Genomic DNA, 13,070 nt, shown 5'->3' on the forward strand with positions numbered 1-13,070 from the left:
TACAAGGAGTCATTCATGACCAAGACTGTTATCACCAGCGACAAGGCCCCGGCTGCCATCGGTACTTACTCCCAGGCGATCAAGGCTGGCAACACTGTTTACATGTCGGGTCAGATTCCTCTGGACCCAAAAACCATGGAACTGGTTGAAGGCTTCGAAGCCCAGACTGTCCAGGTGTTCGAGAACCTCAAAGCCGTGGCCGAAGCGGCCGGTGGTTCGTTCAAAGACATCGTCAAGCTGAACATCTTCCTCACCGACCTGAGCCACTTCGCCAAGGTCAACGAGATCATGGGCAAGTACTTTGACCAGCCTTACCCTGCCCGTGCCGCCATCGGCGTGGCTGCCCTGCCAAAGGGTTCGCAAGTTGAGATGGATGCCATTCTGGTCATCGAGTAATGCGTCCGGCGCAGCCTTCTTAAAGGCTGCGCCGATCTTGTCTTGAAAGGATTCCACCATGCGCCATGCGCTAGCCCTCTCGCTGGTCGCCCTACTCTTGGGCGGTTGTGCCAGCAACCCTGCCGATCGTGACATCAGCGGCACCTGGATCAATCAGGTGGCGATCGATGCTGCCGCCAAAGGCGCTCCCCTGCGCGAAGCGCTCCAGGCCTATGGCCCGAACCTGGAATGGGACGTCAACACCAAGGCCGGTCAGGCCCGCTACACCAACGGTTTTGAAAACGTCGACGGCAAGCTGCTGGGCGAAGAGTCCGGCGCCTGGAAAATCGAGTTTTATGGCAGTTCCGCTAGTGAGTTGAAACGCGACGGCAAGCAACTGCGCCAGGCAGCACTCGATAGCGAACCCGCCCAGGTCTTCGACCGCGCGCAGATCCAGGTACCGGAAGGTGCACCGGTGGGCGCGAGCTTCGAACGCGCGCTGTATACGGATTACATGGGTGGCAGCTGGAATATTGTCAGCGGCCCGGGTGAAGGCAATACCGTGCAATTCCAGGCCGACGGCCAGGTGGCCGGCCTGCCCGGCGCAGACCGCTATGCCTTGTGCCTGGCGGGCGATTGCGCGTCGATGAGCGGCGGCAACGACAACATGTGGCTGCAACTGAACGGCCAAGGCAACACCTGGATCTTTGCGCGCAAGGGCAAGGAGCTGGAAATTTTCCAGGCGGTGAACACCGCACAGGCTGACGAAATGCCGCAGTTCACCCCGGGTGATCGCAAGTGGTTGCTGGAAAAGCAGTAACCCGATCTCAGCTACAACGAAGATCAAATGTGGGAGCGGGCTTGCTCGCGAAAGGGGCCGTAACATTCAACATCATCGTTGACTGTTACACCGCTTTCGCGAGCAAGCCCGCTCCCACATTTGGTTTAGTGTGACCGGAAGTTAGCAACGGCCTTCCAGGATGGCGGCGTAGCCTTCGCGAAAACTTGGGTACTTCGGCGTCCAGCCCAAGGCTTTGGCCCGCGCATTACTGCAACGCTTGCTGCCCGTGCGCCGCACGCTCGAGTCTTCATCCCACTGCGTCACGCCCAGATACTCGCGCAACCAGCCCACCACTTCGGCCAACGGTGCAGGCGCATCATCGACGCCGATATAGACGTTATCCAGCGCCACACCACGACGATCCGCTTCCAGCAAATGCGCCATCAACCCCGCCGCATCGTCCGCGTGAATACGGTTGGCGTACAACGGTGGATCGACGGCCACGCGATAACCGCGGCGAACCTGAGTCAGCAGCCATTCGCGGCCAGGCCCGTAGATGCCGGTCAAGCGCAAAATGCTCGCCGGGATGCCGCTTTGCAGTGCCACCTGCTCCGCCTCCAGCATCAATCGACCCGAATAACCGGTCGCAACGGTCGGCGAAGTCTCGTCGACCCACTCGCCCTCCTTCTGGCCATACACACTGCTGCTGGACACAAACAGCAGCCGTTCCGGCTCTTGGCCGTAGTCGTTCAGCCACTCCAGCACATGCTGCAAGCCCTGCACATAAGCAGCGCGATAACCGGCTTCATCGTGATCGGTAGCCGCCGCGCAATACACCAGGTAATCCACCGCGCCGATAGGCCAGGTTTCGGGGCAGTCCTCTTTGAACAAGTCGCCGGCAACGCCAATGACGCCCTCGGGCAGGCGTGAAACGTCACGTCTCAGGCCATGGACCTCCCACCCGCCAGCCACCAATTGCGTGGCCAGGCGACTGCCGACATCACCGCAACCGGCGATCAAAACTGAGGGTGTGGACATCGAAAAACTCCTATCGGAAAGCCACAGACTAGCGCCGGCACAAGACGAGCGGCTAGTAATGCAGGAAAAAAAGAGACTCTATTACTTTTGTTAACAAGAATTAATTGCAATAATACACGCCACTTTTGTTCTCGGCCTCGCGAGGCCTGGAAGAACATTAACCGTCTTTTTCTCTCAGGTCCGGCCAGCATGACACGCAATCAATTCTCCGCTTCGCCAACCAAACGACCTCGCGCCTGGAGCGCAGTGGCCGCTCTGCTGCTGAGCCTGATGCTCGCGCCGACCGCCGCATTCGCTGACGCACAAGCACCGGCCACGCCGGTTGCCGCCGCGACTCCAGCACTCGCCGATCACGCGCCCCCTGTCGCCGCGCCAACCGCGACCGATCCGGCTCAGGCTGTCGCTGCTGAAGACGCCCCTGAAGTGCTCGAAGCTGACAACTCCCTGGGCATGGCCCACGACCTGTCGCCGTGGGGCATGTACCAGAACGCCGATATTATCGTGAAAATCGTGATGATCGGTCTGGCCATTGCTTCGATCATCACCTGGACCATCTGGATCGCCAAAGGCCTTGAGCTGATGGGCGCCAAGCGTCGCCTGCGCAGCGAAATCGTCCACCTGAAAAAAGCCACCACCCTTAAAGAAGCCAGCGCGAGCGCCACCCAGCAAGGCACCCTCGCCAACCTGTTGGTGCATGACGCCCTGGAAGAAATGCGCCTGTCGGTCAACAGCCGCGAGAAAGAAGGCATCAAGGAACGTGTTGCCTTCCGCCTCGAGCGCCTGGTCGCGGCGTGCGGTCGCAACATGAGCAGCGGCACCGGCGTCCTCGCCACCATCGGTTCCACCGCGCCGTTCGTGGGCCTGTTCGGCACCGTGTGGGGCATCATGAACAGCTTCATCGGCATCGCAAAAACCCAGACCACCAACCTCGCCGTTGTCGCACCCGGCATCGCCGAAGCCCTGCTGGCGACCGCGCTGGGTCTGGTTGCCGCCATCCCGGCCGTAGTGATCTACAACGTCTTCGCCCGCTCCATCGCCGGCTACAAGGCTCAAGTGTCCGACGCTTCGGCTGAAGTCCTGCTGCTGGTCAGCCGTGACCTCGATCACCTGCCAACCACCGAGCGCTCCATGCAACCGCACATGGTCAAAGTAGGGTAATCCGCCATGGGCTTGCATTTGAGAGAAGGCGCAGACGACGATCTGGCCGAGAACCACGAGATCAACGTCACTCCGTTCATCGACGTGATGCTGGTGCTGTTGATCATCTTCATGGTGGCCGCCCCGCTGGCCACCGTGGACATCAAGGTCGACCTGCCCGCCTCCACCGCCAAGCCGGCGCCGCGACCAGAGAAACCGGTGTTCCTCAGCGTCAAGGCTGACCAGCGCCTGTTCCTCGGTGAAGACGAAGTGAAGGCCGAAGCCCTCGGCGCCACACTGGACGCCAAGACAAAGGGCAAGAAAGACACAACGATCTTCTTCCAGGCCGATAAAGGTGTGGATTACGGCGACCTGATGAGCGTGATGGACAACCTGCGCTCCGCCGGTTACCTGAAGGTGGGGCTGGTCGGGCTTGAGTCGGCAGTCAAGAAATGATCACGACGCGCCATAAACTGACGCGTTACAGCGCGAGCCTGGCCGTGGTGCTGGGCGTTCATGCACTGGCCATCGCGCTGGCGCTGAACTGGACGTCGCGCCCGCCGATCGAATTGCCGCCGCAGGCCATGATGGTTGAGCTGGCACCGGTCCCGGCACCGCCACCGCCTGCGCCGCCGAAGGTCATCACGCCGCCGCAGCCACCGGCCCCGGTGGAAGAATTGCCGATCCCGAAACTGGCTGAAGCGCCGAAAGCCGAGATTGCCGTGCCCAAGCCGGTCAAGCCCAAGCCCAAGCCGCAACCGCCCAAGCCAGTGGAGAAGAAGCCGGAGCCGCCGAAGGAAAAGCCGTCCGAGGCAAAACCGAGCGACGCGCAACCGACTCAGGCGCCTACCGAACAATCCGCACAACCGGCACCGGGTCCATCGCCGGCGCAGCAGGCTGCCAAGGCCAGCTGGCAAAGCGAATTGCTCGCTCACCTCGCCAAACACAAGAAATACCCGGACGCTGCACGGCTGCGGAACAAGGAAGGCGTAAACCGTTTGCGCTTTGTCGTGGATGCGCAAGGGAATGTGTTGTCATTCCAACTGGAGAGCCCTTCCGGCAATTCCGATCTGGACCGCGCCACCTTGCAAATGATCCGTGACGCCCAGCCGCTGCCCAAGCCACCGGCTGACATGCTCACCAACGGCACTATCGAAATCACGGCCCCGTTCCTGTATTCCATAGACAAACGCCGCCGCTAGAAGCAATACCGAGCCAAGCTCGCTCCCACAGGGTTCTCCCCCAGCAGGAATGTCCGCGATAAGGCACCGAAAGGTGCCTTTCGCGTATCTGCCAGCGGCAAACACGCATTACCCGGTGTCACTCAACACACTCACTCTGATAACGTGCGTCTATCGATTGCAGCCGTTATGCTTGGCGCGCAACTTCATGGACGCTTGCTATGACTCTCACAGAATTACGCTACATCGTTACCCTCGCCCAAGAGCAGCATTTCGGCCACGCGGCCGAGCGTTGCCACGTCAGTCAGCCGACCCTGTCGGTGGGCGTGAAAAAGCTTGAAGACGAACTCGGTGTGCTGATTTTCGAGCGCAGCAAGAGCGCCGTGCGCCTGACCCCGGTCGGTGAAGGCATCGTGGCCCAGGCGCAAAAAGTCCTGGAACAGGCCCAAGGCATCCGCGAACTGGCCCAGGCCGGTAAAAACCAGCTGACTGCCCCGCTGAAAGTCGGCGCCATCTACACCGTCGGCCCGTACCTGTTCCCGCACCTGATTCCGCAACTGCACCGGGTCGCCCCGCAGATGCCGTTGTACATCGAAGAAAACTTCACCCACGTGCTGCGCGACAAACTGCGCAACGGCGAGCTCGACGCGATCATCATCGCCCTGCCGTTCAACGAAGCCGACGTCCTGACCCTGCAGCTCTACGACGAGCCGTTCTACGTCCTGATGCCGGCCCAGCACCCGTGGACCCAAAAAGAATCCATCGACGCCAGCCTGCTCAACGACAAGAGCCTCCTGCTGCTCGGCGAAGGCCACTGCTTCCGCGATCAAGTGCTGGAAGCCTGCCCGACCCTGACCAAAGGCAACGACGGCGCCAAGCACACCACAGTGGAATCCAGCTCCCTGGAAACCATTCGCCACATGGTCGCTTCCGGCCTCGGCATCTCGATCCTGCCACTGTCGGCCGTCGACAGCCATCACTACGCCCCCGGCGTGATCGAAGTGCGCCCACTGACGCCGCCGGTGCCGTTCCGCACCGTGGCCATCGCCTGGCGCGCCAGCTTCCCGCGGCCGAAGGCGATTGAAATCCTCGCTGACTCCATTCGCCTGTGCTCGGTGGCCAAGCCGTCCGTGCCGGTGGTGGCGGCGTAAGTTGCTGTCATGACCGAGTTGTCGCAAGTGTCGGTGACGGCACTCAAGGGTGTCGGCGAGGCCATGGCCGAGAAGCTGGCCAAGGTCGGCCTGGAGAATCTTCAGGACGTACTGTTTCACCTGCCGCTGCGCTATCAGGACCGCACTCGCGTGGTCCCGATTGGCCATTTGCGACCGGGGCAAGATGCCGTGATCGAAGGCACCGTCAGCGGTGCCGACGTGGTCATGGGCCGTCGCCGCAGCCTCGTCGTGCGCCTGCAAGACGGCACCGGCGGGCTCAGCCTGCGCTTCTACCATTTCAGCAATGCACAGAAAGAAGGCCTCAAACGCGGCACGCGGATTCGCTGCTACGGCGAAGCGCGGCCCGGTGCGTCGGGTCTGGAAATCTACCACCCGGAATACCGCGCCATTACCGGTGACGAGCCGCCGCCGGTGGATGAAACCCTGACCCCGGTGTACCCGCTCACCGAAGGCCTGACCCAGCAGCGTTTGCGCCAGTTATGCATGCAAACCCTGACCATGCTCGGCCCGACCAGTCTGCCCGACTGGCTGCCGACCGAACTGGCCCGGGACTATCAGCTGGCACCGCTGGCCGATGCGATCCGCTACCTGCATCACCCGCCCGCCGACGCCGATGTCGATGAACTCGCCCTCGGCCATCACTGGGCGCAGCACCGTCTGGCCTTCGAAGAACTCCTGACCCATCAGCTGTCCCAGCAACGTCTGCGCGAAAGCATGCGTTCCCTGCGCGCGCCGGCCATGCCGAAAGCCACCCGACTGCCGGCCCAATATCTGGCCAATCTGGGCTTTACGCCAACCGGCGCCCAGCAACGGGTCGGCAACGAAATCGCCTACGACCTGAGCCAGCACGAACCGATGCTGCGGCTGATTCAGGGCGACGTCGGCGCGGGCAAAACCGTGGTCGCCGCCCTCGCCGCGCTTCAGGCGCTGGAGGCCGGTTATCAGGTTGCCTTGATGGCGCCCACCGAAATCCTCGCCGAGCAGCATTTCATCACCTTCAAGCGCTGGCTCGAACCGCTGGGCATTGAAGTCGCGTGGCTGGCCGGCAAACTCAAGGGCAAGAACCGCGTGGCCGCGCTGGAACAGATCGCCAGCGGCACGCCGATGGTGGTCGGCACCCACGCGCTGTTCCAGGACGAAGTGCAGTTCAAGAACCTCGCCCTGGTGATCATCGACGAACAACACCGCTTCGGCGTGCAGCAGCGTCTGGCGTTGCGGCAGAAAGGCGTCGGCGGGCGCATGTGCCCGCATCAACTGATCATGACCGCCACACCGATTCCACGAACGCTGGCCATGAGCGCCTACGCCGACCTCGACACCTCGATCCTCGACGAACTGCCGCCCGGCCGGACGCCGGTCAACACTGTGTTGATCACCGACACCCGACGCGTTGAAGTCATCGAACGGGTGCGCGGCGCCTGCGCCGAAGGGCGTCAGGCCTATTGGGTGTGCACGCTGATTGAAGAGTCGGAAGAGCTGACCTGCCAGGCCGCCGAAACCACTTACGAAGACCTCACCGCCGCCCTCGGCGAGTTGAAGGTCGGGCTGATTCACGGCCGTATGAAGCCGGTGGAAAAAGCCGCCGTGATGGCCGAATTCAAGGCCGGCAACCTGCAACTGCTGGTTGCGACCACCGTGATCGAAGTCGGCGTCGACGTCCCGAACGCCAGCCTGATGATCATCGAAAACCCTGAACGCCTCGGCCTCGCGCAATTGCACCAGTTGCGTGGCCGTGTCGGTCGAGGCAGCGCGGCCAGCCATTGCGTGCTGCTTTACCATCCGCCGCTGTCGCAAATCGGTCGTCAACGGCTCGGTATCATGCGTGAAACCAACGACGGTTTTGTCATCGCCGAAAAGGACCTCGAACTGCGCGGCCCCGGCGAAATGCTCGGCACGCGCCAGACCGGCCTGCTGCAATTCAAGGTCGCCGACCTGATGCGTGATGCCGATTTATTGCCCGCCGTGCGCGACGCCGCCCAGGCATTGCTGGAGCGCTGGCCGGACCACGTCAGCCCGCTGCTCGACCGCTGGCTGCGCCATGGGCAGCAATACGGCCAAGTGTGAGCACCGTCGCAGTTTGGGGACGATGCTTTTAAACAAGCTGGTTATACTCCTGCAATTGTTTGAATACGGATACAGACCATGACTGAAGCTGCCCTCGCCCCGGAACCCCTGCACGCTCCGTCTGTTATTCGGTTGCTGCTGGGCAAGCTGGGCATTGCCTACGAAGAAGTGCTGGACCACCACGGCTTGAACGCCTCGCGCAAAGTACAGGCTGTGTTGCTGGACGACGCCGTCGGCGCGCTGATGGTGCTGTTCCCACAAAGCCAATTGCTGGACCTCAATCGCCTCGCCGAACTGACCGGCCGCCGCCTCACTGCCGTACCCACCGAACGCCTGGTGAAAATGCTCGGCAAACACAGCCTGAGCCTGCTGCCCGGCCTGCCGGCGCTGACCAGTTCGCCGTGCCTGTACGAAGAAAGCCTGCTGCGCCAACCGAAGTTGCTGATCAACTCGGGCGAGCCGGGCCTGCTGCTGGAAATCACCAGCGAAGATTTCAAGACCATGCTGACCAAGGCCAGCGCCGCCAACTTCGGCGAGAACCTGACCAGCATCCGCCCCAACCTCGACCGCCCCGACGATGACCGCAAGGAAATCACCCAGGCCGTCCAAGTGTTCACCGCGCGACGCATCCAGCAACGCCTGGAAGAGACCATCGAGATTCCGCCGCTGGCCGAGACCGCACAGAAAATCATCAAGCTGCGCGTCGACCCCAACGCCACCATTGACGACATCACCGGCGTCGTCGAAACCGACCCGGCGCTGGCCGCGCAAGTCGTCAGCTGGGCCGCGTCGCCGTACTACGCCTCACCGGGCAAGATTCGCTCAGTAGAAGACGCGATTGTGCGGGTCCTGGGTTTCGACCTGGTGATCAACCTCGCGCTGGGCCTGGCCTTGGGCAAAACCCTGAGCCTGCCCAAGGATCACCCGCAACACGCCACGCCGTACTGGCAGCAGTCGATCTACACCGCCGCCGTCATCGAAGGCCTGACCCGCGCCATGCCGCGCGCCCAGCGCCCGGAAGCCGGCCTGACCTACCTCGCCGGCCTGCTGCACAACTTCGGCTACTTGCTGCTGGCCCACGTCTTCCCGCCGCACTTCTCGCTGATCTGCCGCCACCTGGAAGTCAACCAGCACCTGTGCCACAGCTACGTCGAGCAACACCTGCTCGGCATCAGCCGCGAACAGATCGGTTCGTGGCTGATGCGCTACTGGGACATGCCCGAAGAACTCGCCACGGCGCTGCGCTTCCAGCACGACCCAACCTACGACGGCGCCTACGCTGAATACCCGAACCTCGTCTGCCTGGCCGTACGCCTGCTGCGCAGCCGCGGCATCGGCTCTGGGCCGGATGAAGACATCCCTGATGCCTTGCTGGAGCGCGTAGGCCTGAGCCGCGACAAAGCCAACGACGTCGTGAGTAAAGTCCTCGAAGCTGAAGTCCTGCTGCGCGAACTGGCTTCGCAATTCAGCCAAGCATAAAAAAACCCGCTCCCACACTCGATCAAATGTGGGAGCGGGCTTGCTCGCGAAGAATTCAACTCGGTCTACCTGACCACCTCAAACCTTGGCTTTAGCCTTAGCCTTCCTAGGCTTCAAATACTTGGTCAACCCCTGAAACCAGATCACCAGCGCCGGATTGCCCTTGATCTGAATCGACTTGTCCTGAATCCCCGTCATAAACGCCAACTGCTTGTTCTTCGCCTGCATCGTGGCAAAGCCATACGCCGCATCCTTGAACGCGATCGCAAACGCCGGCTCGGCATACACGCCGGACTTACTGGTGATGCGTTGATCCTTCACAAAGAAATGCCGCGCCACCTTCCCGTCCAGGGTCTGTAGTTGAAACACCAATTCCTTGTCACCCAACTGCTGCTGAAACGCAGGATTAGTCCGACTGGCCTTACCCATCAACAAACCCAGCATCCACAGAAGAAAACGAAATTTCATGCGCACAGCCTCAAAAGGAAAATGAACGGCCGGCGCAGTGTAGCGGCTTCAAGCAAGAACGCCACTGTCTGGTTGCGTTAGAAGAAGATGCAGGTCTTTTTGACGCTGATGACTACCAAGTCATTGACGAAACCAACTGTTTAAAAGCGAAGATATTTTGATCTTTCTACGCTCGAGTCCATCGGATATTTCCTTCAACACGCGGTGCTGTTCGTGAACTAGGCAGCCCTGGGCTTCACCGATAGTCTTTGTTCGTTACCGCAAAAACGGTGACACGGACGTGCAAGTCCGGTACATATCGCCGCACAATCGCCGATCCGAACATCGAGCGTTTTCATGCTCGCTGTAAACGATTTATGGCGGCTGTGCGTGGGAGGTCCCTTTGGGGTCTGCCGGGGTCCGATATGCCCGGTCTTGCACACCTGCGCACGGCTGCCACCCTCATTCGAATGCAAGCGAAGAGGACACAGTCACATCCAAAACACATATCGGGACATACCAATGATCAAGCCAACACCCAATCCTCCAGAACACGAAGACACATCCCCCTACGAATCCTTCGATTCGAAAAAACTCCACGAAGCCGCCGAGCGCGCCCTAGATCTTCACCTCGGCGCACCTGCGGATAAAAAACCTAAACGTCGCAATGGCGATCTCTTCATCGTCGCTCCCGACCTCCACACCGAAACAATCCTGGCCAACGCTTCGGAAGACCTGCTGTCCATCAGCGCCATCGCCGCCGACCTGGCCGACAGCGTAGAAGGCTCACGTCGCTCCGTCGCACTGGCACTCAGCAGAATGGCGGTCGGTGTGCATCTGTTAGTGGAGCGAGCGCTGGATCATATTGATTCGCCGGATCCGGCGGAGCATCGGGCGAAGGTGTAGCGGAACCGCGAATAGAAAAAGGGGACGTTAAGTCCCCTTTCTTGATGATCCCTGACTCACCACTGACAACCAGTCTCTGGTGGCGAATCCATACTGATATCTTGCTCAAACGAATACTTCTTTCCGGATTTATAGTTCATATAAGTCATTCCATAAATCCGGGCACCCTGACTGACCATTTCATACTCCCCCGTCAGCGCACCGTCAGCCACTTCTATCCACGTCGTCGTGAACTGATAGGGCCCATCTTCAGTCATGACTTCATGCTCAGTGTTCCGATGGACAAGAGCAATGGCCTTCTTCGATTTGCTGTACTTAACCCCCGCCCCACCCCACTTGGCGACCGAGTCGTAATAGGTTCTGAACTCAAAATTGATGCTTTTGCCTTCCTGCGAACGGAAGCAATAGACCTCTGTTGTGACTTCGCTGTGAGCCGCCAGCGGACAAAGGATTAGCAGGGGTAAAAAAAACGAAGACAAAAATTTCAAACCGGTCATTCCTTTAGCGGTTCATGGGCAACTGAAAGCGCATTCGGACAGCGCAATAGGCGAGGTCTTCCCGTAACAGACGGAAACTCATATCGCACTGCCCGTCCGCATATTGCTTCCAAATCGGGTCGTCGAATTCACTCCCTCCCAGCAGATTGATCGAGGCCTTCAAGCCGCTTTCGCGATCCTGCCCTGCCATCAACGATGCAGCTTTGTAAAAGCCATCATTTGGCAGCCCTGTCTGTAGATAAATGAGCTCGCCCAACCGGGCATTGGTTGCACGTGCCAAACACGCAAGATTTTCGATAGGCGCTTCCGCTCCCGGCAAAGCGGACTGGTAGATATCCTCGCAATACGCTTCTTTAAAGCGCACCCACTTTCTTTGTACATCGGTCAGTTGCTTCTTGTCTGCGGGAGACAAACTGGCCATTGCTTTCTTGTATTGCTCATTCAACAAGGCATCGACTTTTTCGAGGCTTTGCTGACCGCAAAGGATCAAATCGGGATTGGTAAAACTTTCGTGGTTGCAGGTTTCCTGGGCATAAGCCGACACCACCGGCGAATGCATTTCCTCGACAGTTTGCTGGTTTTTGGCCAACGCCGATTGAGTAGGAAAGACGATTACTGATCCGAGTAAGCAGGCGCAAGCCAGAGATAAAAGTAAAAAAACACTCGGCACGGGCCGAATGAAAAAAGGGTTCATCTAATCATCCTTAATCAAGCAGCGGCGATTACAACTCTTTGATCGTTAGCAACCGAAACTCATTACCCATTGAGATAACAGTATAAGGGGCGAGTTTATTTATAGAGCACATTTAGAGCTATAAATAAATCCGCCCCTTCTCGATACTGCTCAGCTTCGTTCAATTACCCGTTTTGGAATTTTTTCAGTCTTTCCAGACTTGACCATAAGCGAGTGATATTTTTTGTAGTTTTCCGCAGCCAACTCCTTTCTGCCAACCCCCCAATAACTATCAGCCAAATTTAAATAAGCGACGATCCTATCTGGATTGTTTACAACAACATAACTCAGCAGCTCAACCGCCTCACCATAATGACCTGACTGTTCAAATAAAAATCCGAGATCATTCGACCATCCTGGATTTTTTGAAAAATAGTATTTGCCTACAACATAGGTCTCAGGCGCGCAAATAGAGTCTTCGCTACCACCAGCAATAAAGTAACCCATCAACTCATTAAATTGCTCTTTATTACCTTGCTTATAAGCCGCAAGTGCCTTATCAAAATTATCGCTAACATCGACCGGCATAAGCTTTTCGCGACTGCCTTTTTCAGACTGACTTTCTATGTGCAGCGTTTTCAAGTACTCGAAGGCATCAGCACCATTAAATTCATCTAACGACTTCGAGCTAAAACGACCTAGCGGTAACGCGTACACACCTAACAGCGACCGGTCACACGCTTCGTTATTTGTCACAAGGAGCAAATTCTTAAGAACCATTTTTTTCGATTGAAGATCATACTGAAACTGTAAATTGAAATTATATTTCGCATTATCTTCTTCAGTTGTTTTTAAATACAGATATTCTCCTGGACTTACAGACGCGTATTTCAACGAAACAGTTTCACCTTGTACATCCACAGCATTGATAACATTTTTCGTTGCGGTAAAAGTACCAACATCAAACCCATCGTAGCTAGCAGGAGAATATGTATTTTTTATTATTGGTAACGCTAATTTTGACTCCACGATCACAGACGGCTTAGTCCCATCAGCGATTACAAGTAGCTGTTGTGTTTCATCACCTGGCTCCGCTTTCAGGACCAAAAGCTTTTGATCCTTTAACCCATCTATCAAATTCACATTTAAAGATTTGAGAATTTTAGAACTGGCAGGCACTCCATTACTTTCTCCCGCCCAAGCAACCGGAACTGCCACAAGCAAGATAGTTGATGCAAATAGTGTAGCGTAATCAGATTTACGAATCATTGGGAGAATACCTGATAAATTTCAGTAAAATGCGTGCGACGCTCTGCATAG

General features: G+C 58.0%; 14 protein-coding genes. 9 read left to right on the forward strand and 5 right to left on the reverse strand.

Going from position 1 to position 13,070, the window contains the following annotated elements; genetic code table 11:
* The first annotated feature begins 15 nt into the window (after nt 1–15).
* Both J2X66_RS06880 and J2X66_RS06885 read left to right on the forward strand, forming a co-directional pair.
* Entirely contained in the window at nt 16–396 is a 381-nt protein-coding gene (locus J2X66_RS06880; RefSeq protein WP_003229509.1) for a RidA family protein, read from the forward strand.
* A 58-nt stretch (nt 397–454) separates the two neighbouring features.
* Entirely contained in the window at nt 455–1,195 is a 741-nt protein-coding gene (locus J2X66_RS06885) for a hypothetical protein (protein ID WP_310262505.1), read from the forward strand.
* Between the two features lie 141 nt (nt 1,196–1,336).
* Here the strand turns inward: J2X66_RS06885 and J2X66_RS06890 are convergent, their stop codons facing one another.
* Nucleotides 1,337–2,194: an SDR family oxidoreductase gene (locus tag J2X66_RS06890; protein WP_310262508.1), complete on the reverse strand. Its 858-nt coding sequence runs from the start codon at nt 2,192–2,194 to the stop codon at nt 1,337–1,339.
* Nucleotides 2,195–2,383: 189 nt separating this feature from the next.
* Here J2X66_RS06890 and exbB point away from each other — a divergent pair, with 189 nt between their 5' ends.
* From exbB to J2X66_RS06920, 6 genes are all read left to right on the forward strand, one after another.
* Nucleotides 2,384–3,352 carry a tonB-system energizer ExbB gene (exbB, locus tag J2X66_RS06895; protein WP_310262511.1) on the forward strand — a complete coding sequence of 323 codons (969 nt, stop codon included), beginning with the start codon at nt 2,384–2,386 and terminating at the stop codon, nt 3,350–3,352.
* A 6-nt stretch (nt 3,353–3,358) separates the two neighbouring features.
* Nucleotides 3,359–3,787 (forward strand): TonB system transport protein ExbD, encoded by a 429-nt coding sequence (gene exbD, locus J2X66_RS06900; RefSeq protein WP_310262515.1) that lies wholly within the window; start codon nt 3,359–3,361, stop codon nt 3,785–3,787.
* The gene (locus J2X66_RS06905; RefSeq protein ID WP_310262518.1) at nt 3,784–4,533 is read left to right on the forward strand and encodes an energy transducer TonB; all 750 of its coding nucleotides are present in this window, start codon (nt 3,784–3,786) and stop codon (nt 4,531–4,533) included. The genes exbD and J2X66_RS06905 overlap by 4 nt, the downstream gene beginning before the upstream one ends.
* 200 nt (nt 4,534–4,733) lie before the next feature.
* The gene (locus J2X66_RS06910) at nt 4,734–5,663 is read left to right on the forward strand and encodes a hydrogen peroxide-inducible genes activator (RefSeq protein ID WP_027926341.1); all 930 of its coding nucleotides are present in this window, start codon (nt 4,734–4,736) and stop codon (nt 5,661–5,663) included.
* 9 nt (nt 5,664–5,672) lie between these two features.
* Nucleotides 5,673–7,748 carry an ATP-dependent DNA helicase RecG gene (gene recG / locus J2X66_RS06915; RefSeq protein ID WP_310262523.1) on the forward strand — a complete coding sequence of 692 codons (2,076 nt, stop codon included), beginning with the start codon at nt 5,673–5,675 and terminating at the stop codon, nt 7,746–7,748.
* A gap of 78 nt (nt 7,749–7,826) precedes the next feature.
* Nucleotides 7,827–9,227, forward strand: coding sequence for an HDOD domain-containing protein (locus tag J2X66_RS06920; RefSeq protein ID WP_310262526.1), 1,401 nt, complete (start codon nt 7,827–7,829; stop codon nt 9,225–9,227).
* Between the two features lie 78 nt (nt 9,228–9,305).
* On the opposite strand, the gene J2X66_RS06925 is transcribed toward J2X66_RS06920, so the two are convergent.
* On the reverse strand, nt 9,306–9,695 hold the full coding sequence (locus J2X66_RS06925; RefSeq protein ID WP_008030620.1) for a hypothetical protein: 390 nt from the start codon (nt 9,693–9,695) through the stop codon (nt 9,306–9,308).
* Nucleotides 9,696–10,196: 501 nt separating this feature from the next.
* On the opposite strand from J2X66_RS06925, the gene J2X66_RS06930 reads away from it, so the two are divergent.
* The gene (locus tag J2X66_RS06930; protein WP_310262530.1) at nt 10,197–10,580 is read left to right on the forward strand and encodes a DUF6124 family protein; all 384 of its coding nucleotides are present in this window, start codon (nt 10,197–10,199) and stop codon (nt 10,578–10,580) included.
* A gap of 56 nt (nt 10,581–10,636) precedes the next feature.
* Here J2X66_RS06930 and J2X66_RS06935 read toward each other — a convergent pair whose 3' ends face one another.
* The 3 genes from J2X66_RS06935 to J2X66_RS06945 form a co-directional block, all read right to left on the reverse strand.
* Nucleotides 10,637–11,077 carry a hypothetical protein gene (locus J2X66_RS06935; RefSeq protein WP_310262533.1) on the reverse strand — a complete coding sequence of 147 codons (441 nt, stop codon included), beginning with the start codon at nt 11,075–11,077 and terminating at the stop codon, nt 10,637–10,639.
* A 4-nt stretch (nt 11,078–11,081) separates the two neighbouring features.
* On the reverse strand, nt 11,082–11,636 hold the full coding sequence (locus J2X66_RS06940; protein ID WP_310263072.1) for a lysozyme inhibitor LprI family protein: 555 nt from the start codon (nt 11,634–11,636) through the stop codon (nt 11,082–11,084).
* Nucleotides 11,637–11,921: 285 nt separating this feature from the next.
* On the reverse strand, nt 11,922–13,019 hold the full coding sequence (locus tag J2X66_RS06945; RefSeq protein WP_310262536.1) for a hypothetical protein: 1,098 nt from the start codon (nt 13,017–13,019) through the stop codon (nt 11,922–11,924).
* Nucleotides 13,020–13,070 lie beyond the last annotated feature (51 nt).

It is taken from the genome of Pseudomonas sp. 3296 (assembly GCF_031456615.1).
Lineage (GTDB): Bacteria > Pseudomonadota > Gammaproteobacteria > Pseudomonadales > Pseudomonadaceae > Aquipseudomonas > Aquipseudomonas mucoides.